Source organism: Deinococcus pimensis DSM 21231 (genome assembly GCF_000519345.1).
Lineage (GTDB): Bacteria > Deinococcota > Deinococci > Deinococcales > Deinococcaceae > Deinococcus_A > Deinococcus_A pimensis.
Genome location: NZ_KI912671.1, coordinates 154,263 through 176,631, shown reverse-complemented (window position 1 = coordinate 176,631; position 22,369 = coordinate 154,263). Strand labels below are relative to the sequence as shown.

17 protein-coding genes are annotated in these 22,369 nt (G+C 68.6%); 10 read left to right on the top strand and 7 right to left on the bottom strand.

Annotated features, from left to right (window positions below):
- Positions 1 to 1,771: 1,771 nt before the first annotated feature.
- The 4 genes from DEIPI_RS0120500 to DEIPI_RS0120485 all read right to left on the bottom strand — a co-directional run bounded on the left by DEIPI_RS0120500 (position 1,772) and on the right by DEIPI_RS0120485 (position 6,668).
- Entirely contained in the window at positions 1,772 to 3,466 is a 1,695-nt protein-coding gene (locus DEIPI_RS0120500; RefSeq protein WP_052351865.1) for a multicopper oxidase family protein, read from the bottom strand.
- Between the two features lie 45 nt (positions 3,467 to 3,511).
- Positions 3,512 to 3,856, bottom strand: coding sequence for a cupredoxin domain-containing protein (locus DEIPI_RS0120495; protein WP_084474665.1), 345 nt, complete (start codon positions 3,854 to 3,856; stop codon positions 3,512 to 3,514).
- Between the two features lie 64 nt (positions 3,857 to 3,920).
- Positions 3,921 to 5,027, bottom strand: a complete 1,107-nt coding sequence (locus DEIPI_RS0120490; RefSeq protein WP_027483009.1) for a plastocyanin/azurin family copper-binding protein — start codon at positions 5,025 to 5,027, stop codon at positions 3,921 to 3,923.
- Positions 5,028 to 5,636: 609 nt separating this feature from the next.
- Positions 5,637 to 6,668, bottom strand: a complete 1,032-nt coding sequence (locus tag DEIPI_RS0120485; protein WP_027483008.1) for a LacI family DNA-binding transcriptional regulator — start codon at positions 6,666 to 6,668, stop codon at positions 5,637 to 5,639.
- 239 nt (positions 6,669 to 6,907) lie between these two features.
- Between DEIPI_RS0120485 and DEIPI_RS0120480 the strand changes: the two genes are divergently transcribed.
- The 6 genes from DEIPI_RS0120480 (at position 6,908) to DEIPI_RS0120455 (ending at position 14,101) form a co-directional block, all read left to right on the top strand.
- The gene (locus DEIPI_RS0120480; RefSeq protein ID WP_027483007.1) at positions 6,908 to 8,251 is read left to right on the top strand and encodes an ABC transporter substrate-binding protein; all 1,344 of its coding nucleotides are present in this window, start codon (positions 6,908 to 6,910) and stop codon (positions 8,249 to 8,251) included.
- Between the two features lie 88 nt (positions 8,252 to 8,339).
- Positions 8,340 to 9,263: a carbohydrate ABC transporter permease gene (locus DEIPI_RS0120475; protein ID WP_027483006.1), complete on the top strand. Its 924-nt coding sequence runs from the start codon at positions 8,340 to 8,342 to the stop codon at positions 9,261 to 9,263.
- Position 9,264: 1 nt separating this feature from the next.
- Positions 9,265 to 10,116, top strand: coding sequence for a carbohydrate ABC transporter permease (locus tag DEIPI_RS0120470; RefSeq protein WP_027483005.1), 852 nt, complete (start codon positions 9,265 to 9,267; stop codon positions 10,114 to 10,116).
- A 38-nt stretch (positions 10,117 to 10,154) separates the two neighbouring features.
- Positions 10,155 to 11,654, top strand: coding sequence for a mannitol dehydrogenase family protein (locus tag DEIPI_RS0120465; RefSeq protein WP_027483004.1), 1,500 nt, complete (start codon positions 10,155 to 10,157; stop codon positions 11,652 to 11,654).
- Positions 11,651 to 12,760, top strand: coding sequence for an NAD(P)-dependent alcohol dehydrogenase (locus DEIPI_RS33120; RefSeq protein WP_045234803.1), 1,110 nt, complete (start codon positions 11,651 to 11,653; stop codon positions 12,758 to 12,760). Before DEIPI_RS0120465 ends, DEIPI_RS33120 begins: the two co-directional genes overlap by 4 nt.
- Before the next feature lie 222 nt (positions 12,761 to 12,982).
- Positions 12,983 to 14,101: a ScyD/ScyE family protein gene (locus tag DEIPI_RS0120455; protein ID WP_027483003.1), complete on the top strand. Its 1,119-nt coding sequence runs from the start codon at positions 12,983 to 12,985 to the stop codon at positions 14,099 to 14,101.
- Between the two features lie 317 nt (positions 14,102 to 14,418).
- On the opposite strand, the gene DEIPI_RS33115 is transcribed toward DEIPI_RS0120455, so the two are convergent.
- Positions 14,419 to 15,057 (bottom strand): YoaK family protein, encoded by a 639-nt coding sequence (locus DEIPI_RS33115; protein ID WP_169737170.1) that lies wholly within the window; start codon positions 15,055 to 15,057, stop codon positions 14,419 to 14,421.
- Between the two features lie 57 nt (positions 15,058 to 15,114).
- Positions 15,115 to 15,933 (bottom strand): cysteine hydrolase family protein, encoded by an 819-nt coding sequence (locus DEIPI_RS33110; RefSeq protein ID WP_052351863.1) that lies wholly within the window; start codon positions 15,931 to 15,933, stop codon positions 15,115 to 15,117.
- Between the two features lie 181 nt (positions 15,934 to 16,114).
- Here DEIPI_RS33110 and DEIPI_RS0120440 point away from each other — a divergent pair, with 181 nt between their 5' ends.
- From DEIPI_RS0120440 to DEIPI_RS0120425, 4 genes are all read left to right on the top strand, one after another.
- The gene (locus DEIPI_RS0120440) at positions 16,115 to 16,372 is read left to right on the top strand and encodes a hypothetical protein (RefSeq protein WP_027483002.1); all 258 of its coding nucleotides are present in this window, start codon (positions 16,115 to 16,117) and stop codon (positions 16,370 to 16,372) included.
- Between the two features lie 454 nt (positions 16,373 to 16,826).
- Positions 16,827 to 19,118, top strand: coding sequence for a helix-turn-helix transcriptional regulator (locus tag DEIPI_RS35840; RefSeq protein ID WP_027483001.1), 2,292 nt, complete (start codon positions 16,827 to 16,829; stop codon positions 19,116 to 19,118).
- 86 nt (positions 19,119 to 19,204) lie between these two features.
- Positions 19,205 to 19,987 (top strand): rhodanese-like domain-containing protein, encoded by a 783-nt coding sequence (locus DEIPI_RS33100; RefSeq protein WP_045234879.1) that lies wholly within the window; start codon positions 19,205 to 19,207, stop codon positions 19,985 to 19,987.
- 323 nt (positions 19,988 to 20,310) lie between these two features.
- On the top strand, positions 20,311 to 20,736 hold the full coding sequence (locus tag DEIPI_RS0120425; RefSeq protein WP_157463848.1) for a hypothetical protein: 426 nt from the start codon (positions 20,311 to 20,313) through the stop codon (positions 20,734 to 20,736).
- 673 nt (positions 20,737 to 21,409) lie between these two features.
- On the opposite strand, the gene DEIPI_RS0120415 is transcribed toward DEIPI_RS0120425, so the two are convergent.
- Positions 21,410 to 22,369, bottom strand: a complete 960-nt coding sequence (locus DEIPI_RS0120415) for a hypothetical protein (RefSeq protein WP_027482999.1) — start codon at positions 22,367 to 22,369, stop codon at positions 21,410 to 21,412.

Below are 22,369 nucleotides of genomic sequence, written 5' to 3'. Positions count from 1 at the left end.
GGAACCGGCTCGGGCCCAGGCTGCCGGGACTCCCTCACCGCGCTGCCCGCGCGGGCGCCCTGCACGTTCCGGACGCCCCTCTCACGCGCTCGAAACGCGTTCAGGGAGCGACCGCGCTCGTCGTGATCGCTCCCTGAACGGCGCTGAGTTCGCGTATGCGGGACAATCCTGAGGGATGTTCTGGGGCAGGGTGAGCCGTCGTGGGTGTCGCAGGTACATGTTCAGGCTGGCACTTCGCTGCGATAGCTGTTGGAGACGAGCGTTGTGTGACGTCGAACGAACCGCGGGGAACCCGAAACTCCTTCGAGGGGATACGAGACAATCGTGTGAGATTCCGGCCGCTGATGAGCGGGGCAGGTGAGGTCGCTTTGGCGGGTGCTCAGGCCAGGTGAACGGGTGTACCGTGCGGCAGCGACCTGACGAGGCCACGGTGCAGATCGCGGCAGCAGAAGCAATCGCGCTCATGCCTGACCTCGACCTCGTGGCGCGAGAGCGCCCAGATCGGGTGTGACGCCGGGTGGAACATGTCACGCCGTCACGCGCGGTCTTTTGCTGCGGGAGTGCGGTGAGCTGACTGATCGCACGGTCTTCTTCCACCTCGATCTGAACCGGTGTTCGTGATGAGGGCCGGGTGAGCAGCTGACACCGGGCGGCTCCCACGTGGGAGCGCGGGAGGGGTTGATGAGCCGCATCCCGGCAAGCCGAGACGGTGGTGAGCGCGGCATCTCCCCTGCTCGAGCCGTCGCGAAAGCTGGGAGGAAGGTGGGCTTCGAGCGGAACCCAAAACATCGGCTTGTATAAAAGTAGGAATCGAGTAGGTACTGATCGGCCCCACGAATCCCGGCGAGCCGCTCGACGAAACCGCGAGCCGCGAGACCCACCAGGAGACGGGCCTCACCCCCATGAGCCTCTCGCCAGGGCACGAAACGACGCGGGTACGACACCAATCGCACGGACGCTGAATGGGCCCTCCTCGACCCCCTCCTCTCACCGCCCACCGGCAAGGGCAGAACCCGCCGCTGGCCCCGCCGCATGATCGTGGGCGCCATCCTGTACCTGCGCCGTCTTGGGCAGAAATCGGGGCGGACCAGGGCTATACAGGCGGCTTTCAGCGTTGGGTGCACGCGACGGTCGGTATGGTGCTGGAAGTGGTGTATCCGTGGTGGCGGCAACTGGGACGGGACGACCCTGAACTGCTGGAGACGCTGGGCCTCGACACGACGTTCAACGTGATGCCGAGACGCTGGGTGCTTGAGCGGACGCTCGCTTTGCTCGTGAAGAATCGCCGTCTGGGTCGACATTCCGAAGCTCTACCCGGGACGACGGAGATGCTGGTGTACCTCGCGATGATCCGCTCGATGCTCGCGCGTCTGGTCAGGACGTCGGGGGAACACGTGGCGGGCCGGCCCGGACCGGGCAGCGCCCCAAGTGCTCGCGGAGCCGATCGGCCGTACTGTGAAGCGTGTGCTCCTCGATGGGAAAGTCGATCGAGACTTCGTCTGCATCGCTGGTGGACCTCATGTGGTCGAGCAGGGCGAAAAATGGTGGACGGGATTCACAGGCGAGGTACACCCGAAGGGTCGCGGGCGCTGGGGTCGGACGATGATCGAGGACTTCAAAGCTGAGGTTGGGCTCGGTGAAGCTGATACGGGTCGTGAGGCGCTCGCGCCGCCATGCGGCGAAGCTCGGCCTTCAGGCGTCCGCACGTGACGCCTGCGGCAGCAGCGCCTCCGGTACGCCTCTCGGAACAGCACGCGAACCGCTGCCAAGCTCACCGGACGTGATAGGCGCGCATCATGTCGTTGTCCTCGTGTTCCAGAATGTGACAGTGCAGCATGAACTCACCCGTGTTGCGCGTATCGAACCGCACGACCACCCGCAGCGCGTACCCCGGATCCACCCGCACCGTGTCCTTCCAGCCAAGCATCCCCGGATCAAAATGCGTGTCCGCCGGGTCCGTCGGATGCTCCGCCGGCGCGAGGTACCGCACCTCCCCCGCGCTCAGCAGGTGACGTACGTCCACGAGCCGCCGGTCAAGCACCTGAAACGGCTTCAGGTGCAGGTGCATCGGGTGCGTGACGTCGGTCGTGTTCACGAACGTCCATACTTCCGTGCTGCCAGGCGTGATCGTCTCGCGCAGCAGATCGTTCGGCGTGGACGACACGTCCATCGGGTCGGACAGGAACGCTCCTCGCGCGCTTTCGGGTGTCGCCGCCGTGACGTCCTCACCGAGGGCCGGGTTGAGGATCTGGAACTGCGTCGTCTGTCCCTCGGCGTTCTTGAAGGCGCGCAGCACCAGCAGCCGTGACCGCGAGGCGCTCGCGGGATCGAGACGCGTGAAGCCCGACAGCACGGCCGGGACGACACTCGTGTCAGCTCCACCTGAGGACCGCACCCGGAACTGCATCAACTCCGGCAGTTGCGGCACGCCCGGATCCTGCCGGGGGTACGGGGCGGGCGCGTCGTTGCGCAGCACCACCCGCGCGCCCGCGTCGCGAGAGAAGTCCACCACGAGGTCCGCCCGCTCAGCCGGTGCGAGCGTGACGTCACGCACCACGACCCCTCGGTCGAGCAGCCCGCCGTCCGTGCCGATCAGGGTGAACGCCTCGCCTGTGGACAGCGCCAGGTGGTAGAAGCGCGCGTTGCTGGCGTTCAACACCCGCAGGCGGTACCGAACGGGGTCCACGTCGAGGTGCGGGGTGACGCGGCCGTTCACCAGCGCCTTGTCCCCGAACACCTCGCGCTGCCACGTCCGCGGATACGCGAGGCGCGCGCCGTCCGCGGCAAAGGTGCGGTCCTGAAGGACCAGCGGCACCTCACGCTCCCCTGACGGTAGGCCGAGACGGTCCTCCTCGGCCGAACGGATGAAGTACAGCCCGCTGAGCCCGGCGTACACGCCCTCGCGAGTGTCACCGAGGATGTGGTCGTGGTACCACTGCATCGACGCCCGCTGCTCGTTGTCGTACTCGAAGGTGACCGACTGCCCCCGCGAGAGGCCGCGCTGCGGGTCGCCGTCGCTGCTGCCCATCACGTCCGCGCCGTGCAGATGCACCGTGTGACCCGGAATGGACATCGGCATCCCCACCCCGTCCGGCGGTGTTCCCGGTAGCGGCGCAAGCGGCGAGATGCTCGACAAGTCGTTCTCGTAGCGCACGAAGATCCGCTCGTCGGCGCGGACACTGAAGGTCGGCCCGGGGAACGTCCCCCCGAACGTGGAGAGCGCCGTGAGCGGTCCGTTCGCGCTCAGCGGCAGGGACGCCGATCGGAGGGGCAGATGGTACAGCGGCGACCCGTTCGACGTCCCATCGGGAACCAGCACCTCCGGAACGATCAGGTTCGCGGCGAACGGGTCGTCGGTCACCTGCCCCCGTGAGGGCTGAGGAGCGCCGCAGCCCACGATGAGGAGCGCGACCGCGACCAGCAACGGCCGGAGCCGGGACGTTCGTGAAGACTTGTGCAGGGGCATGTCGGGTTCCTCCGAACGGTCATTCGGGCGTCGAGGCTGGGAGCTTCAGGGTGACCGGACATGCACCGTCGCGGTCATCTGTGGGTGGATGTTGCAGTGGTACGTGAAGTCACCCGTTCGCGCGAAGGTGCGCGAGTACGACGCACCCTTCGCCAGCGGGCCCGAGTCGAACGCGTCCTGCCCTTCGGCCGTGTCGGAGGTGACGGTGTGCGTGGCCGCGTCGTCGTTTGTCCACGTCACGGTCGCTCCGGTCTTGATCGTCACGTCCGGCGGACTAAACGTGAAGTTGCTGATGGCGACGGGTGTGACGGGCGGAGTGGAAGGAGGCGACGCGCAGGCCACGAGGACGGCAGCGAGGCCCAACACCTGTACAGGCGCCGATCGGTTCATGAGGCTCCCTCTCTTCCACCTCAGCCGCCCAGAACGGGCGGCCGGGCGTCGGACGCCATGAGTCCTACTGAGTGACGGTGATGGTGCCGCGCATCCCGATCATCGCGTGCACCGCGCAGACGTACTCGTACGTGCCCGCCTTGGTGAAGGTGAGGCGGTACTCGTGCACACCCTGATCCATCGCGCCGCTCAGGACGCCCGAGTTGGTGTACGCGCCGCCGGAGAAGCTGGTGCCACCTGCCGGGCCGAGCACGAGCGGGTTGATGACCAGCAGCGTGCCCGCCGAGGTCTGCTCCCGCAGCTCAAAGGCCGGTTCGGGTGTCCCGGCGGGGAAGGTGACGGTGTGCGGCGCGTGTTCGCTGCGGTTGGTGAAGGTCACGGTGTCCCCGACCTTGATGGTCAGGTTGGTGGGCACGAACCGCATCAGGTCGTAGTCCGTTTGGCTGTAGCCGACGTTGACGTGATGGTTGGTGCCGCCGCCCGCGTTGGGCGTATCGGCGGGGCGCTGCATGGCTGTGGCGTCCAGCGCGACTGCGGCGGCCTGATCGGTCGTGACCTGCGCGGCAGCAGCGGTCTGGACCTGTGCGGGCGTCTGGGCGCGGGCCGTTCCCTTGGGGTTGACGACGACGGTGCCGGCCATGCCGATCAGGGTGCCGTCCGGGGCTTTCGCGCCGTGCAGCAGGCACAGGTAGTGGTACGTGCCGGCCTTGGTGAAGGTCAGGCGGTACTCCCTGGGGTCGGGCGCTTGGAGGGTCATCCAGCCGGAGTTGTGGAATCCGGTGCCGTTGTAGGTGCTGGCTCCGGCGGGACGGGAGGCGAGCGGGTTGATGACGATGCGGGCCATGCTGGAGTCGTTCTCGGGGACGATCAGCGCCGGAGGTGCCTGGTTCGCGTCGAGGAACGTCACCGTGTGCGGCTCGGCGGTGGACTGCGCCCATACGACCGTGTCGCCCTCGTTGACGGTGAGGGTGCTGGGGTAGTACTTGTTGAGTTGCCAGCGGCCCTGCGCGCCTGCCGCGGCGCCCGGGTCCGTGCCGGCGCTGCCTCCGACGAGTACGGTGTACGTGGCGGGATCATTGGGGTTGGTGGTGGCCTGTTGCGCGCAGGCGGCAAGCAGCAGCGCGGCAACGGGCAACGAAACGACGGCGCGACGTGACGTTCGGTTCAGCATGAGCGAACCTCCTGAACGGCGGTCAGTTTCCTGGGATGACGGTGCGACGGTCCTGGGCGGTTCACGACCGGGGACTGATGAACCGCCGAGCAGTGGCGGCGGCCCGAGGGCCGAATCCGAGGCGCATGCGGACACCTCCCTCCTGGGGTGGGCGGGAACCGGGGCTCCCGGTGAGGTGGTCGTACCTCAGTATGCGCCTTTGATCACTCGAAGAGCCTGTCGTCACGCCTCGCCCTAAGTCCTGAAGTGCGCCTCGTGAACGCCTGAGGCTGCGGTGGGACCTGCACGAGGCGCCGGCGTGGCAATTTCCGCGTCGCATGCATTCCTCTGGGCATGAACAGCGGTCGTCGCGGACGTCCCTGCGTCGCCCCAGCACCTCACGGAGTAGCTAAGGTGAGAGGCGGACGCGCCGGCCCGGGCGGCCGGGGCGGTTCGAGTCCGGGAGGGGTGATCGTCGGGTCGTCGATCGGGCGCTCCCGCACGCGGGGACTTCTCTGGTGCTGGGCGCTCTGGTCGTGGTGTTCGTGGCGGCGAGGGGGCGTGTGCGTTCGTGTCGCTCGGGTGGCCGCGGTGGGAATCGATTGGTTTCCTGCCGCCGAAGGGTTGGGTTCAGAGGGTGGAGATCGAGCGTGTCGTCGGTGCCGCGCAGCTGCCGCGGCGGATGAGGCGGCCGGGAAGTTCGAGCTGGGTGGGCTGGTCGCCCGGTCCTTCCTCGAGGGCGCGGATGACGAGCCGGGCGGCTTCGGTGCCCATGCGTTCGACCGGTTGTTCGATGACGCTGATGGGTGGATCGACGAGGGCGGTCCATGAGTAGTTGTCCACGGTGAGCAGGGAGACGTCCTGCGGTGGACGCAGGCCGAGTTCGCGCAGGGCGCGGTAGGCGCCGGCGGCCTGGGTGCCGTTGAGCGCGAGCAGCGCGGTCGGGGGCGTGGGGAGGGTCATGAGGTGACGGGTGAGGTCGTAGGCGGTGTCCTCGTTGAGGAGCATGACGCGTTGGTACGTTTCGGGAACGGTGAGGCCGAGGGCGTGCATAGCTTCGGGGAAGGTTCTGGAGCGCAGTTCGGGGTGAATGAGGGGGTGGTAGGTGCCGAGCGCGGCGATGCGGGTGTGCCCGAGGTCGCGGAGGTAGTTCACGGCCATGCGGATGCTTCCGCGGTGGTCGAGGGTGATGTAGTCGAAGGGCGCGTCGGGCAGGTGGTAGTCGACCTCGACGATGTACACGCCGCGTTCGCGGAGGCGCAGGAGGTGGTCCCGGCTCTTCTCGCCGTAGCCGGGGCGGACGATCATGGCGGAGACGCGCTGGCCGTACATGAGTTTGAGTTCGTCAAGGTCACGTTCGCTGCTGTATTCGTTCTCGCTGAGGATGAGGCTGTAGCCGGCGGCGTGGAGGGTGCGGCCGATGCAGCGGGCGAGTTCGGCGAAGAAGGGTTCGACGATGCTGGCGACGATGAGGCCGACGGTGCGGCTCTGACCGCCGCGCAGGGCGCCGGCGCGCTGGTCGGGTTCGTAGTGCAGGGTCCGGACGGCGTCCTGCACTTTTTTCAGGGTGTCGGGGTGGAGCAGTTCGGGTTCGCGCAGGGCGCGTTTGGCGGTGGTCGGGGAGACTCCGGCGAGACGGGCGACGTCGTTGATCGTGGCCACGTGGCCAGTGTACACCGGGAGGGGACTAGACAGGTTGAGGGAACTGTGCTTACGATGGGGGCAAGTCGTCAATTCAGCCTTGTGTGCGGTCGGCGGGTTGCTCATCGTACACGGGGTGGTTCGCTTCTGTCTCCGGTCTTCTGCTCGTCGGTTGTGCTCCTCGATGGCCACGTGGCCATCTGTCGCTCGGAACCTCGGTCGTTCGTCCCTCGAGATGGCCACGTGGCCAAAGGAGCACCATGAAACGCACCCTGCTCGCCCTGACCGCCCTGACCGCCACCCTCACCGCCACCCACGCGTTCGCCGCCACCACCATCACCATCGCCACGGTGAACAACCCCGACATGGTCACGATGCAGGGACTCACCTCCGAGTTCAACAAGAAGTACCCGGACATCAACGTGAAATGGGTCGTGCTGCCCGAAAACGAACTCCGGCAGAAGATCACCCTCGACGTCGCGAGCGGCGCGGGCACCTTCGACATCGCCACGGTCGGTGTGTACGAGGTGCCCATCTGGGCGAAGAACGGATGGCTCGAACCGTTGACGCCCCTCTTCCAAAAGAACCCCGGCATCGCCGACACCTACAAGCTCAACGACGTCCTCCCCAGCGTACGCAACGCCCTCACCGTCGGCGGTCAGCTGTACGCCGTGCCCTTCTACGCCGAGAGCAGCATGACCTTCTACAACAAGGACCTCTTCAAGAAGGCGGGGCTGACCATGCCCCAGAACCCCACCTGGCAGCAACTCCAGGGGTTCGCCGCGAAGATCCACAACCCCACAGGCGGCGTGTACGGCATCTGCCTGCGCGGCCTGCCCGGCTGGGGTGAGAACATGGCGTTCATCACCACCATGGTCAACACCTTTGGAGGACGCTGGTTCAACCAGAACTGGCAGGCCCAGCTCAACACGCCCGCCTGGAAGAGCGCCCTCACCTTCTACGTGAACACCCTCAAGAAGTACGGCCCTCCAGGAGCGACGAGCAACGGCTTCACCGAAAACCTCACCCTGATGAGCCAGGGCAAGTGCGGCATGTGGGTGGACGCGACCGTCGCGGCAGGCTTCCTCTCCGACCCCGGCTCCTCCAAGATCGTCAAGTCCGTCGGCTTCGCCAACGCGCCCGTCGGACCCGGCACGCCCCGCGGAAGCAACTGGTTCTGGTCATGGAACCTCGCGATCCCCAAGAGCACCAAGAACGAGGACGCCGCCTTCAAGTTCCTGACCTGGGCCACCAGCCCCGAATACATCGACCTCGTCGCCAAAACGAAGGGCACGTGGGCCGCCGTGCCTCCCGGAACGCGCACCAGCACCTACAACAACCCCAGCTACAAGAAGGCGGCGGGCGCGTTCAGCAACATCGTCCTCAGCAGCATCAACCGGGCCGACGTCACCAAACCCACCAAGGACCCCGTCCCCTACACGGGCATCCAGTACGTCTCCATCCCGCAGTTCCAGGCGCTCGGCACACAGGTGGGTCAGTACATGGCGGGCGCGCTGAGCGGCCAGCTCACCATCGACCAGGCCCTCAAGCAGGGACAGGACGCCGCGAACCGCACCGCCAAGGAAGGCGGCTACCAGAAGTAACGCCCCAAGCGCGCTCACCACGCCTCACGCGCAGGGGCCGGAAGGCGGTGCCGCCACTTCCGGTCCCTGCGGCCGCTCAGGAGAACCCATGACCACCGTCCCCGTGACGACCACCAACGCGCCCCCCGCCCCCCGGCGGCAGCTCAGACTCACCCCCGTCGCGCTGATCTGGCCCGCCATGCTGTACCTGATCGTGACCACGCAGGTGCCGTTCTTCATGACGGTGTACTACTCGTTCTTCCGGTACAACCTCGTGGATCCGTCCAGCCGACCCTTCGTCGGCCTCGAGAACTACCGCAACCTGCTCAGCGACCCCCAGAACCTGCGCATCCTGATCAACACGGTCGTGCTGGCGGGCGGGACCCTGCTGATCACCCTCGTCATCGGCGCGGTGCTGGCGACGCTGCTCAACCGCGACTTTTTCGGTCGCGCGCTGCTGCGCACCCTGCTGATCAGCTCCTTCCTCGTGATGCCGGTCGTCACGGCGGTCGTGTGGAAGAACATGCTGCTGAGCCCCACCTCGGGCCTCCTCGCGTGGCTCGCGCAGAGCGTCGGTGGGACCCCCGTCGACTGGCTCGGTCAGTACCCCATGCTGTCCGTGATCCTGATGATCGCCTGGGAATGGACGCCCTTCGCGGCGCTGATCCTGCTCACCGGCCTGCAGAGCCTCCCAGAAGACCAGATGGAAGCTGCCCGACTCGACGGCGCCTCACCCATGCAGGAGTTCCGGCACATCGTCCTGCCGCACTGGACGCAGGCCATCCAGGTGGTCGTGCTGATGGAGACCATCGCGCTGCTGCAGGTGTACGGCGAGATCTACGGTTCGACCTCCGGCGGGCCGGGCATCGCCACGACCAACCTGCCGTACTTCATCTACCAGAAGGCCTTCGCGGAGTACAACATCGGCCTCGCCAGCGCCGCCGGGGTCCTCACCGTGATCTTCACCAACGTCCTCGCGGTGTACCTGCTGCGCCTCATCGGCCGCACCGCCACCCGGAACCGGGAAGGATGACATGACCACGACCTCCACGTCCCCCGCCGTGCGCGCCCGACGGGGCTTCCACACGCGCCGCTGGCTCCTCACGCTCCTGACGTACCTCATCACGGCCGTGTTCCTCTTCCCGCTCGCCTGGATGATCCTCGCGGCCTTCAAGACCGAGGCGCAGGCCTTCGCCACCCCACCCGTCGTGCTGTTCACACCGACCCTCGACAACTTCCACCGGGCATGGGGCGCCTACCTGCCCGCCCTCACGAACTCGCTGGTGGCCGCGCTCGGCTCCACCCTGCTGGCCTTCGTGCTGGGCCTGCCCGCCGCGTTCGCGCTCGCGGTGTACCCGACGCGGCGCGCGCAGGGCGTCCTCACGTGGATGCTCTCGACCAAGTTCATGCCCGCCGTCGGCGTGATCGTGCCGCTGTTCCTGCTGTTCCGCAACCTGCACCTGCTCGACACCCTGCCCGGACTCATCCTGATGTACACCACCATGAACCTGCCGCTCGTCGTGTGGATGATGCACTCCTACCTGACTGAGATTCCCGCGGCCATCTACGAGGCCGCGAAGGTGGACGGCGCCTCGGTCGGTCAGGAATTCTTCCGCATCGCGCTGCCGCTGTCCATGCCTGGCATCTCCGCGACCGCGCTGCTCGCGCTCATCTTCGCGTGGAACGAGGTCTTCTTCGCCCTGAACCTCACGTCGAGCGCCGCCGCCCCGCTGAGCGTCTTCATCGGTCAGTTCAAGACGAGTCAGGGACTCTTCTGGGCGCAGCTCAGCGCCGCCGCCACCCTCACCGTCCTGCCCGTCCTCGTATTCGGCTGGATCGCGCAGCGTCAGCTCATCCGCGGCCTCAGCTTCGGCGCGGTCAAGTAACGCTCCGCCCGCCGCTCACCCACACGCCAGGAGTCCTCATGACGGTCCGCCTCAACGCCGCCAACCTCCACCAACTCGACCCGCGCGTCGCCGTACCCCGTTACGACCCGCGTCAGCTCACCACGGGTATCGTGCACTTCGGCGTTGGCGGCTTCCACCGCGCGCACCAGGCCATGTACGTCGAGGAGCTCCTCGACGCCGGTCATACCGATTGGGGCATCTGCGGTGTTGGCGTGCTGCCCGGCGATGCCCGCATGCGTGACGTGCTGAAGGCGCAGGATCACCTCTACACCCTCGTCACCCGCGCGCCCGACGGCACATCGGGCGCCCGCGTCATCGGCGCCGTCCACGAGTACCTCTTCGCGCCCGACGATCCGGACGCCGTCGTCAGGAAGCTCGCCGCGCCCGCCACGCGCGTCGTGACGCTCACCATCACCGAGGGCGGGTACGGCGTGAACGACGCCACCGGCGAGTTCGAGGCGAACACCTCCGACCTGAAACGCGACCTCACCCCCGGCGCCACGCCCCGCACCGTCTTCGGCCTCATCACCGAGGGCCTCAGACGCCGCCGCGACCACGACGTCCCCCCCTTCACCGTCGTGTCCTGCGACAACATCCAGGGCAACGGTCACGTCACCCGCCACGCCCTCACTGCCTTCGCGCGCCTCAAGGACCCCGAGCTCGGCGAGTGGATCGCGCGGCACGTCGCGTTCCCCTCCTCCATGGTGGACCGCATCACGCCCGTCACCACCGACCAGACCCGGCAGGCCGTCGAGCGCGAGTTCGGCGTGCACGACGCGTGGCCCGTCGTCGCGGAATCCTTCAGCCAGTGGGCGCTCGAGGACACCTTCACCCTGGGCCGCCCCCCACTCGAACGGGTCGGCGTGCAGGTCGTGCGTGACGTCGAACCGTACGAGCTGATGAAACTCCGGCTGCTCAACGCCTCCCATCAGGCGATGGGGCACCTCGGCCTGCTCGCCGGGTACACCTTCGCGCACGAGGTCGGCCAGGACTCACGCTTCGTGCCCTTCCTGCTGGGCTATATGACCGAGGAAGCCACGCCCACGCTCCGCCCCGTCCCCGGGGTCGACTTGGCCGCCTACCGACACGAGCTCATCGCACGCTTCGCGAATCCCGCCATCGAGGACACCCTCGCGCGTCTCGTCGTGGAAGGCTCGGAACGCATCCCCAAGTTCGTGCTGCCGGTCGTGCGAGCGCAACTCGCGACGAACGGCGACATCCACCGCTCCGCCCTGATCGTCGCGGCGTGGAGCGCCTACGCCGCCGCCGTCGGCGAGGGCCGCTTCCCTGCGCTCGTCGATCCACGCGCCGAACGCGTCACGCGGGCTGCGCTCGACGACGCCGAACGGCCCGGCGCGTTCCTCGACCTCCACGACGTCTTCGGTGACCTCACCCACGACGCCCGCTTCCGCCGAGCGTACCTCACCGCGCGGGACACGCTCCACCGTGACGGTCCGCTCGGCGCGCTGACCATCACGGCAGGTCGACTCGAAGGGGAAGAAAGGACCCACCCATGACCGCGACCCGCGCCGACGGCACGCCCCTCCCCACTCGCGCGAGCGTCCTGCACGGCCTGCGCGACCTCCGCTGGGACACCCGAGACGTGCGCGCCCCGGGTCCACGCGAGGTGCGCGTCCACGTGCGGCGCGTCGGCGTGTGCGGCAGCGACGTGCACTACTACACGCACGGCAGGATCGGCGCCTTCGTCGTCGACGCGCCCCTCGTCCTCGGGCACGAGGTGATGGGCGTTGTCGAAGCCGTCGGCGAGGACGTCACGCGACTGAGGCCCGGCGACCGCGTCGCCCTTGAACCCGGCGTGCCCTGCCGTCACTGCCCGTACTGCAAACGGGGCGAGTACAACCTCTGCCCGGACATGACCTTCATGGCCACCCCTCCCGTGAACGGCGCGCTCGCCGAGCACGTCGTGTGGCCCGAGGACTTCACCTTTCACCTGCCCGACAGCATCAGCGACGACGCGGGCGCGCTGCTCGAACCGCTCGCCGTCGGCATCTGGGCCGCCCGCAAGGGCGCCGTCGCCTCCGGGCACGCCGTCGCCGTCTTCGGCGCCGGACCCATCGGCTGCACCACCCTGCAGGCCGCGCGCGCTGCCGGAGCGACCACCCTGATCGCCGTGGACCTGGAGGACTTCCGCCTCGATCTCGCCCGCAGGGTCGGGGCGACGCACACCATCAACGCCCGACACGAGGACCCCGTCGCGCGGATCCGGGAGCTCACCGGCGGCGACCTGCCCCGCTCGCACACCGGGGTGGACGTGGCCTTCGAGACCGCCGGGAGTCTCTCCACGACCCGCATGAGTCTCGCGGCGCCCCGACCAGGCGGCACGGCCGTCCTCGTCGGTCTGCCGCCCGACCCGGAGGTCAGTCTCGACCTCGTCTCGGCCGCCACCCGCGAGGTGAACGTCCGCGGCGTGTTCCGGTACGCGAACTGCTACCCGGCGGCCATTGCGCTCGTGGAGCGCGGCGCCGTGAATCTCGACGTGCTCGTCACGCACCGCTTCCCGTTCGAGCGGACTCCCGACGCCTTCGAATTTGCCGACGCGTCCAGGCGCGCCAGCATGAAGGTGATGATCGACGTGTCCCCGACCGCTGATCCTGGTCGGTGAGCGCGTGACGCCGGCGTCCACGTTTCCGGCGGACGTCAGGGGAAAGGTGAACACCGACGCCTCCCCCACCCGGGTCGCACGTCCCACGGGCGTTCGGTCCACCCCGACGAGGACCAGGATGAACGGAAAAACAAGGGAGCTCCCGCGAACGGCCGAACCCCCGGTATTAACGTGCATTGTCCGCGACACGACGTCACCCCTGCCCTCCCCACTGGAGCCGCCATGACACCACACCCGCGTGTCCACGTCGTCCGACTGATCACCCTGACCGCCGCGCTGATCACCTCGACCCTCGCGCAGGACGCCGCCGCGCCCTCCAACGGCGGCACCGTCGTCCTGCGCGGCCTCAACGGCCCCCAGGGCGTCTATGTCGCCCGTGACGGCAGCGTGTGGGTCACGGACAGCGGCACCGGCGGCACCGGCTCCTTCACCGTCCCCGGAGACAACGACACCAGACAGACCATTCGATACGGCGAAACCGCCCGCGTCATCCGGCTCGATCCGCGCACCGGACGCTCCACTACCCTCACCGTGCCCTCCACGCTGGGCGCCGAAGGGTCAGAGGGCGCCTCACGCGTGACGGAACTCGCCGGGCAGGTGTACGTCACCAGCGGCCACTGGGCCGCGGGGGCCAGCATCGCACCTCTCAAGAACAACGCCGCCGTGCTTCGCGTGACCGGCACGGCCGTGCGGGAAGTCGCGAGCACCTGGGCTCTCGAATCCGCGCGCGATCCGGACAAGCAGGGCGCCGACTCCCACGCCTACGGACTCACCGCCGGACCGGACGGGAAGCTGTGGCTGACCGACGCGGGCGGCAACGACCTGCTCACCCTCGACCCCACCTCCGGGACGCTCTCGGTCGTGGCGGTCTTCGCGAACCTCCCCATCGACAACCCGGGGCCGAACCTCCCGCCGTCCGCGCAGCCCGTCCCGACCGCCGTGGCGTTCCTGGGCAGCGCCGCGTACGTGTCGCTGCTTCCCGGCTTCCCCTTCACGCCCGGAAGCAGCAAGGTCGTGCGGGTCGCGCGGGACGGCGCCACCACGGACTACGCGACGGGGCTGAGCATGACCACCGACCTGCGGGCAGGACCGGACGGGAACCTGTACGCCGTGCAGCTCGGGCAGTTCGGCGAGCAGGGTCCCGTCGCGGGCACCGGGTCGATCGTGCGGATCCGCGCGGGCGGCGCGAAGGAGACCGTGCTGCGCGGACTGGACACGCCGACGTCCGTCGCGTTCGACCCGGCGGGCAACGCGTACGTCAGCGTGAACGGCGCGGCCGCGCCGGGAACGGGGCTGGTGCTGCGCTTCCCCGGGCTGACGCGCTTGCCCGCGCTGCGCTGACAGGATTCAGAACCTCGCGGGTCGAATGGACCAGGGGGCGCCGCGAGGTCCACTCCGGCGTCGCCGTCGAGCAGGACGGCTCTCTTCTCGTCACCAACGCCTCCACGAGAGGCGCGGGTGGGGCGTCCCCCACGCGCTTCAACGCCTCGGGGACCACCGTCGCCCTGAAGTTCTCCTTCGATCGCGCCCTTGCGCCTCATGGAACCGCCGAGACACGCACGACTCGAAATGGACGAGTGAAGTTCGAGACTGACGGCGGCAGATCACGTCCGGCCGCACCTCGAACCGCGATCACCCCGCGTCGAGCTGAGCGTGGGTCACGACGAGGCGCCGTCCTGCGCGTCCTCGATGAAGTCCGGCGCGACGACGCTCCACATCACGAGCGCGCTCAGGACGAGCACCGGCGCCCACAACGTCGCGAAACCCAGCGCGCCATACCCCAGTCCTCCCACGAGGCCCCCACCGGCGAAGCACAGCCACAACGCGGCCAGCCGAAGGGCCTCGCGTCCCGCGTCGCGTGACCCGGTCAGTCTCGCCGCCAGCAACCGCCCGACCTTCGCGAGTGTCCCCGTGACGTACGTCACGCCCACCCCGGCGACGTCGGTGCGGCTCAGGGCGGCGTTCTGCACGCCCATCGCGAGGACCACCAGTACGAACGCGAGCGACCGCTCGTCCCCGCCACCAGGACGGAGCGCCGCGCCGACCAGCAGGGCCGCCTCCACGAGCAGCACCACCCGGAACGCACGACGACCCGCGTGGAACGCGACGAGCGCACCGAGACAGCAGCCGGTCACGTACAGCACGATCGGCCACAGGCTCAGCGTGGCGTCCCGCCACCCACCTCCGGCGGCCGTGACGGCCGTTTCGGTGGTGTTGCCGCTCATGAACGAGACGAACACCTCCGAGAAGCGCAGGAAACCCACGGCGTCCACCAGCCCGGCCGTCGCGGCGAGCACGCACGTCAGCACACGCAGACCACGACCTTCCGCGGAGGACGACGTCGCGCTCACACGTCAATCGAACGGCGTCGCGTTCGCGAACTGCTCGGTCGTCAGGGAGAAGCCCCAGCACTGCCGCGCGTTGAACACCACCGCCTGCTGGCAGAAGTCCGGGCTGGACGTGGCGCAGGCGTCCTCGACGAGCACCGCGTTGTAATCGCGGAAGTACGCGTCCTCCATGGTGGTGGAGACGCACTGGTCGATGTTGACACCCGCGAGGAACAGCGTGCTGATGCCCTGGGTGCGCAGCACCTGATCGAGGTGCGTGCCGTAGAAGCCGCTCATGCGGACCTTCTCGATGTGGATGTCCTCCTCGCCCATGAGGGGGAGCAGTTCGTCCACCATCCGCGCGCCCCAGGAGCCCTGCGTGAGGACCCTGCCGTGGTCGAGGTCCTGTCCGATGCCCTTCTGGTCGGGTTCGTGCTTGAAGGAGTACAGGGTGGGCGCGCCGAGGTTGCGCAGGTCGTCACGGTTGTGCCAGTACACCCAGATGACCCACATGCCCCGCTCGCGCGCGGTGTTCACGGCGCGGATCACGCCAGGGATGGCGGCGCGGCAGCGGGTATGGTCGAGCCCCGAAGCGTCCGTCCAGCCGCCCGGGGAGCAGAAGTCGTTCTGCATGTCGATGATGACGAGCGCCTGCCGGTCCGGGCTGTCCACGAAGGGTTTGAGCTGCGCGTCGAAGCGCAGCAGGCCCTCGCGGTCGTGATGGGGCGCGAGATGGACGTGGTCGTCGTACAGGTGCCAGCGGTCGGCGCTCGCGGCGAACTGCACGCCGCCGTCCTCGGTGGGGGCGTAGATCTGCCGGTGTCTGCCCTGCTCTCCTTCGCTCATGTCGCCTCCTGTCGTCCCGCACGATAGTCGTCACGCCGGAGGCGGGGACGACGAGAAGGCTCAAGCGTGCGTTCATGCACCCCGAATCGGCGCGACTGCCAAGGAAGCCTTTCGGCCCTTCTCAACCCGGGCGGGCGCGTCCGCTCGACACTCCACCTACCTCACGAAGGAGGCCCCTGACGTGAACCGAACCGAGCCGTACGACGAGCACCACCCCGACCGGCAGGCGCCGCAGGACACGCGCCCCGGATCAACTGGTCAGGATGACGACGGGAGCGCGCCGCCCGACAGGAGCTACGGCGACACGCCCGGGTTCCCCGAGCGCTCCCCTCACGAACCTTCCGCGCCCGACGAGGACGGCGTGCCGGGTCTGAGCGACGTGGACCGCACGTACGGGGACGCGCCCGGATTTCCCGAACACTCCCCGGACGAACCGTGATTCGCACGGCGAGCGGGGCGGTCACACCTCACGAGGTGTGGAGGAACATCACCCGCACTTCCGTGACGTCGACCTTCGCGGTGTCGTTGGCTCGATGGGCTCGGGGGGTGAACTTCAGGGGTGTCGTGGCGCGGTGTTTGCGCGGCGTGTTGATGGCACGTCGGTTGTTCGTCGAGCGTTGTCGAAGCGTGAGGTTTGAGTGATGTTCATGGTGCGGTACCGTTCTTTTCTTTGAGTTGATGGTGTGTTCACACCTCACCCGGCGAGTTCTCTTCAGTCAGTGGCGATGGACGTGAGCAGGGGGCGGGGTGTCGAACCCCCGTGCGCCCTTGTTGCCCGTGCGCTCTGGTTGTCATGAAGGATGACCACCTGACGACGTGGAGTTCCACGATCGTCCTCGACGCGCGTCCGCTTCCCGCTCACGCCTTCCCACCCGGCGCTCCTACACTGAGGTATGACCAGCACACGGTCGGGCGGCGCGTCGTCATGGCCGCCGTTCGCGGAACACCCGGAGTCGCCGCTCGTCGGACGTGAGCGGCTCAGGCGAACCGCGTCGGACCTGCTCGCCCGTCCGGACGTGCGTCTGTTGACCTTGCGCGGTGAAGGCGGCATCGGCAAGACCGCCCTCGCGTTGACGTTGACCCGTGACCTGCGGGGCCGGTACGAGCGGCTCGTGTGGCTGGACCTCACGGGTGTCCGGACGTCCGACGACGTCCTGCCCGCCCTGCGCCGCGCCCTCGACCTCGACCTCGACCTCGAAGGTGACCCGGCGTGGCCGCGCGTCCCGCCCCTTCGCGACGCGCGAATGCTGATCGTGCTCGACAACTTCGAGCATGTCCAGGGCGCCGCCGGGGCAGTCGCGCGCTTCCTGTCGGAATTGTCGGACGCGCGGACGCTCGTCACGAGCCGTGTGCCCCTGAACGTCATGGATGAGCACCTTCTGGACGTCCCGCCCCTCGACGTGACGCCCTCCTCGGCGGGTGTCAGCGACGCGGCGAGACTGTTCGAACGGCTCGCCGTTCGGATCGATCCGCACTTCACGCTCGACGGCGAGCGCCTCGCGCCCGTCGAGGAGATCTGCCGTCGGCTCGACGGTGTTCCCCTTGCACTGGAACTCGCCGCCGCGCGGTTGCGGGTCGTCAGTCTGTCCACGCTCGTCGCGTGGCTCGACCGTCCACTGAACGTGCTGCAGGGCGGTCCGCTCGATCGGCCCGAGCGGTCACGGACCTACCGCGGCGTGGTGGAGTGGAGCTGCGCGCTGCTGTCCGAGGCGGAACGTGAGGTGTTCCGCGCGTGCGGCGCGTTCGTCGGGAGTTTCACCCTGGACGCTCTGCACGCCGCGATCCCCCTCGCGGACCTGCCCGGGGGGCTGACGCGGCTCGTCGAGCACAGCCTCGTCCGGCCTCACGCGTGGCGGGCCGATCGGTTCTTCCTGCTCGAACCCGTCCGGATGGTCGCGCGGGCGAAGTTGCTGGACGCACCCGACGCCCCGGAGGTGCTGGGCCGGCACGCGCGTCACTTCCTGAAGCTCGCGCGTGGCGTCGCCGAGCAGCAGGCGTTCGATCCGGCGCTCGCGTGGGCCACCCTCGACCCGGAGGACGCGAACCTGCAGGCGGCCCTCGCGTGGTTCACCGACCACGAGCAGGTGGAGGAGGCGCTGACGTTGTGCGCCGCGCTCGACGGGTACTGGCAGAGCCGCGCGCGGTACACGCTCGCGTTGCGTGCCTGCTGGGAAGCGGCGCGCCTGCCGGGTGCGGCGGGGCACGCGCACCTCTCGGCGCGTGTGGACCTCATCGCGGCGATGGCGGCGGCGCGGCTCGGGCAGTTCCGCCTCGCCCGTGAGCTCGGCACGCGCGGCCTGAACACGTTGCGTGACCTGGGGGACGTCCGGGGACAGGTGGACGCGCTCATGACGCTGGGCGTGCTTCATCACATCACCGGGGATCTCGCGGAGAGCGTGCGCTGTGACGAGGCGGCGCTCGCCCTGCTGGGTGACGAGGCCGACCTGACCCTGCGGGGAGTGATCGCGCACAACCTCGGCACGTTGCACGCGCAGAGCGGCCGTCACGACGACGCGCTGTCCTTCCTGAACGAGGCGCAGACGCTGTTCGAGCGGGACGCGAACACGTACGGCGCCGCGCACTGCCACATGCACCGCGCGTGGGTGCTGCTTCGCACCGGGCGGCACCCGGACGCGCGAGGAGAGCTCGCGCTGGGCGTACGGCACGCCCGGCAGCTCGCGGACGTGCCGCTCCTGATCGCCCTGCATGACCTCGTCGCGACGTACGCGCTGCAGGTCGGTGAGCCTCGCCTCGCGGCGCGGGTGCTCAGCCTCGCGGATCGCGAGCAGGAACGCGCGGGTGAGCGGTGGAACCCACAGTTCCAGGGTGACCTGGACGACGTGTGGCGACGTCTGCGGGCTGCGCTGCCCAAGGCCGCGCTGACCGTGGAGCGCGCGGCCGGTGAGGCGGCGTCCTTCGAGGCGCTCGTGGGCGTCGTGGACGCGTTGCTCACCCGTGAGGCGAGCGTGGCGCGCGACGCTCGCCTCACGCCGCGCGAGTGGGAGGTGTTGCGGCTCGTCACGCAGGGGCAGAGTGACAAGCAGATCGCGCGGACGCTGGGCATCAGCGTCAAGACGGCGAGCACGCACGTGTCGCACCTGCTGTTCAAGCTCGAACGGCGTAACCGCGTCCAGCTGGCCCGCTGGGCGGACGAGCAGGCGAACGAGCGGCATCGCGGTCCCTGACGTCGGGAGTTCTCCCGATGCGCGGCGCGCCTCGCGCGGCGCACGATGACTTCGTCCCACCGCTCCGGTGGGCGAGGGAGGAGCGCATGAAGGGTTCGCCGCTGTCCGTCTGTCTCGTCACGCTCGGCACGCTCACCGTCGCGTGGGCGCCCGTGACGCCCACGGTGTTCGACACGACGCTGGGAGAGCAGGACGTCAGAACCGCCGAGGTGAGCACCGCCGAACTTCGCGTCATTCTCACCGACGGCCGCACCCTCGTCCTCGACGCCCGTCCGCACCAGGAGTGGGCGACGAGTCACATCCCGGGCGCGCTGAACGTCGCGCCGAAACCGGGCGTGAGCGCGGGCGCGTACGTCAGCGACGTCCGAGAAATCGAGCGGCTCACGAACGGTGACCACTCCAGAGCGCTGGTGCTGTACTGCAACGGACCATTCTGCGGAAAGAGCAAAAGGCTCAGTGAGGAGCTGCTCGCGGCGGGCTTCACGAACGTCCGGCGCTACCAGCTGGGCGCGCCGGTGTGGCGCGCGCTGGGTGGTGAGATGGTCATCGAGCCGGAAGGCGCGCGGTACGTCGCGCAGAACGACCGGACGGCGTGGTGGGTGGACGCGCGCCCGGCCGGGGCGTTCGGTGCGGGCAGCCTGCCGGGCGCGCGCAACGTGCCCGAGGGGGAGGTCGGCAAGGCGAAGGACGACGGACGTCTTCCGATGCTGGACCACAACACCCGCGTGATCGTCTTCGGGGAGGACGCGGCGCAGGCGAGGCGGGTGGCGGACGAGCTGCTCCGGAACGCCTTTCACAACGTGACGTTCTACGACTCTTCGTACCAGGCGTTGCGCGCCGTTCTGAACTCGCCGATCGTGGAGCGTTGAACGGGCGGGTCGCGGGAACGTTCGGGTCACGGTGGGCCCTCGCGTGGGTTCACCGTGACGTTCCGGCCTCCCCTTCGGCCCTCGCAGGAAATGACCCGGGCATGGGAGCGAAGGGCGCGACCGGGTTGACGGCGCCATCTCCCCGGGACACCTCAGCATCGGCGAGTTCGCTCGGCCCGGTGGCCTCGGCCCCACCACCCTGCGCTCCTCCTGGCATGTCGAGAAGGAGCTGTCAGGTCACACATGAACTCCTTGCCTTGAATGCGGACGCGTAGGGCAGTTCCGAATGCTATTCAGAGAGGATGTCGCGCCATGTTTCGTCCTTGATTCGTTCTGTCGCCCTTCTCGCCGCCACGACCGGCACGGGAAGCGCAATCGGGATTCAGTTGGGCGTGAACATGCCCACCTCGCTCGCTTCGCTCGAAGTTGAGTTCCCCGTGGGACCACACGCCGCCATCGGCGTGGGTGGTGGCGTGATGATCCTTCCGACCGATCCTGGAGTGGCGACCCTTCCCGCCGCGAGCATGTACTACCGCTACTTCCCGAACTCCCCGCAAGAGGGCGTTTTCTTTGGCGGTCGCCTGGGATCGAACATCCTGCTCACTACTGCTACGGCCACCGCCGGATATCGACTCAACCTCGGTCAGGTTTACCTTGACGGTGAGATCGGCGTCGGTGCAGGCGCTGTGTTCTTCATGGGTGCAGGTCCCGCTCTGTCCGCAGGCGTGAACATCGGCTTCCGCTTCTGAGCTCCGCCATACGCGTCCGTACTCATTCAAATTCCGAGCCGCCTGTCTTGATGACCTGACAGAACGTTCCTGACGTGCCACGACGACGATCTCGGCCTGCTCACCCCCGCGTTCGTTCACATCGAAAGAACCCCTGGTCTCTCGGCTCGGTTTGCGCGTGACTTCTGCCCGGTTGGGTGTACCCCGGACTCACCCTGGCCCTCTTGCCTGCCTTGCGGACGCAGTGGTCGAGGGCGGCGGGCGGCTCGGTCCGTGGGTCCGGGGTAGATGACCTCGGACCGAAGGACGAACGCAGCAGGCCACCGACCCCACACGTTCCCGGTCTTTTGAAGCGCGGCCCGGGACACGACGTCGAGCACGCTTCAGGTCGGAACGGCCGAGGCCGGGGGTGCCGCTCATGGCGGCGCGTGCACGGCACCACCGGCAGATCGTCCGGAGGTCCCCACTCGGACCACGCGAACACGCGGTCGTCATTCTCCGCCGGCCCGGATGGAGGCGCTGACGGAGGGCCACGTGGGATGGTGATGCTTCTCCTCGACGGCGACGCGCCGTGACGGGTCCGGCGCGACCCGGCGCGCGGTCACGCGGTCGTCACCGCGCGTCGGGCTCAGCGTCGGCCTTCACCTTCGTGGACGTCCGCACCACGAATGGACGTCCGGCAGGGGTGTCCTGTTCAGCAGGTCCACTGTCCGGCCGGGCAGAGCTTCCACTGAGAGCCGCTGTTCGAGATGTTCTGCATGATGTTCAGGCTCACCACGTGCTGCTCCAGGCCGAGGCGCCGCAGCCGCTGGAAGGACGCGTCGTTGCTCGCGATGTTCGCCTGCAGCCGTGAGAAGTCCGCGTCGGACATGTGGCCGCCCGACGGAGGCGTCTGGATGTCCCCCTTGACGTACGCGAGGGTCTGCGCGGGCAGCAGGGACCGCACGACGTCGCTCCAGTCGTTCAGCACCTTGTTCTTCCGCGCGGCCGGCAGGGTGGCCCAGGCGCCCCGCAGGGCCGCCCAGTACTTCGCGAGGACGATCACCTGCGTCTGCTTCTCTCCCAGCGAGGCGTAGTTCCGCGTGAGGCTGTCCGCCCAGGCGTTCCGTTCCGCCGCGTCGAAGGTGATGACGTCGCGGCCCAGCACCCGGTTGATCATGAACGCGAACAGGTCCGCGGTGGCGTCCGTGACCTTGCGGGTCAGGGGTGGGTGGCCCGGCGCGAGCGCGGGATGCGTGTCCTCGTACAGGCTGTAGAACCACGCGGCGAGCGCGTCCTGACGGGCGAGGGCGCGCACCTCCTCGAGTTGCGGCAGGGCGTACTCGTACCAGGCGTAGGCGCGCTCGTGGTCGTTCATGCCGCGCAACCCGGGGACGTTCTTCACGCCGCCCAGGACGTAGCGGATGGTGTCCTCGTCCTGGCCCTGCCAGGCGCGGATCAGTCCGGCGCGCAGGCGCCGCTTCTGCGTGTCTGTGAGGGGCGTGTCGTACGCCCAGGCGGTGTAGGTCGTGAAGTCCTGCACGGTCCGCTCGGTCAGGGGTGGCGTGCCGTTCACGAGGGTCTGTGCGGACGCGGCGCTCGGCGTGGACGCGGCGAGGAGCAGGACGAGGGAGACGGCGCGGGGTGCGCGCGTGAAGTGGTGAATGCTGGACAT

What these genes read in the sequence shown, in the direction of transcription:
- DEIPI_RS0120500 (WP_052351865.1), bottom strand. Translation starts at nt 3,466, where the DNA reads ATGCCCCTGCACAAGTCTTCACGAACGTCCCGGCTCCGGCCGTTGCTG.
- DEIPI_RS0120495 (WP_084474665.1), bottom strand. Translation starts at nt 3,856, where the DNA reads ATGAACCGATCGGCGCCTGTACAGGTGTTGGGCCTCGCTGCCGTCCTC.
- DEIPI_RS0120490 (WP_027483009.1), bottom strand. Translation starts at nt 5,027, where the DNA reads ATGCTGAACCGAACGTCACGTCGCGCCGTCGTTTCGTTGCCCGTTGCC.
- DEIPI_RS0120480 (WP_027483007.1), top strand. Translation starts at nt 6,908, where the DNA reads ATGAAACGCACCCTGCTCGCCCTGACCGCCCTGACCGCCACCCTCACC.
- DEIPI_RS0120475 (WP_027483006.1), top strand. Translation starts at nt 8,340, where the DNA reads ATGACCACCGTCCCCGTGACGACCACCAACGCGCCCCCCGCCCCCCGG.
- DEIPI_RS0120470 (WP_027483005.1), top strand. Translation starts at nt 9,265, where the DNA reads ATGACCACGACCTCCACGTCCCCCGCCGTGCGCGCCCGACGGGGCTTC.
- DEIPI_RS0120465 (WP_027483004.1), top strand. Translation starts at nt 10,155, where the DNA reads ATGACGGTCCGCCTCAACGCCGCCAACCTCCACCAACTCGACCCGCGC.
- DEIPI_RS33120 (WP_045234803.1), top strand. Translation starts at nt 11,651, where the DNA reads ATGACCGCGACCCGCGCCGACGGCACGCCCCTCCCCACTCGCGCGAGC.
- DEIPI_RS0120455 (WP_027483003.1), top strand. Translation starts at nt 12,983, where the DNA reads ATGACACCACACCCGCGTGTCCACGTCGTCCGACTGATCACCCTGACC.
- DEIPI_RS33110 (WP_052351863.1), bottom strand. Translation starts at nt 15,933, where the DNA reads ATGAGCGAAGGAGAGCAGGGCAGACACCGGCAGATCTACGCCCCCACC.
- DEIPI_RS35840 (WP_027483001.1), top strand. Translation starts at nt 16,827, where the DNA reads ATGACCAGCACACGGTCGGGCGGCGCGTCGTCATGGCCGCCGTTCGCG.
- DEIPI_RS33100 (WP_045234879.1), top strand. Translation starts at nt 19,205, where the DNA reads ATGAAGGGTTCGCCGCTGTCCGTCTGTCTCGTCACGCTCGGCACGCTC.
- DEIPI_RS0120415 (WP_027482999.1), bottom strand. Translation starts at nt 22,369, where the DNA reads ATGTCCAGCATTCACCACTTCACGCGCGCACCCCGCGCCGTCTCCCTC.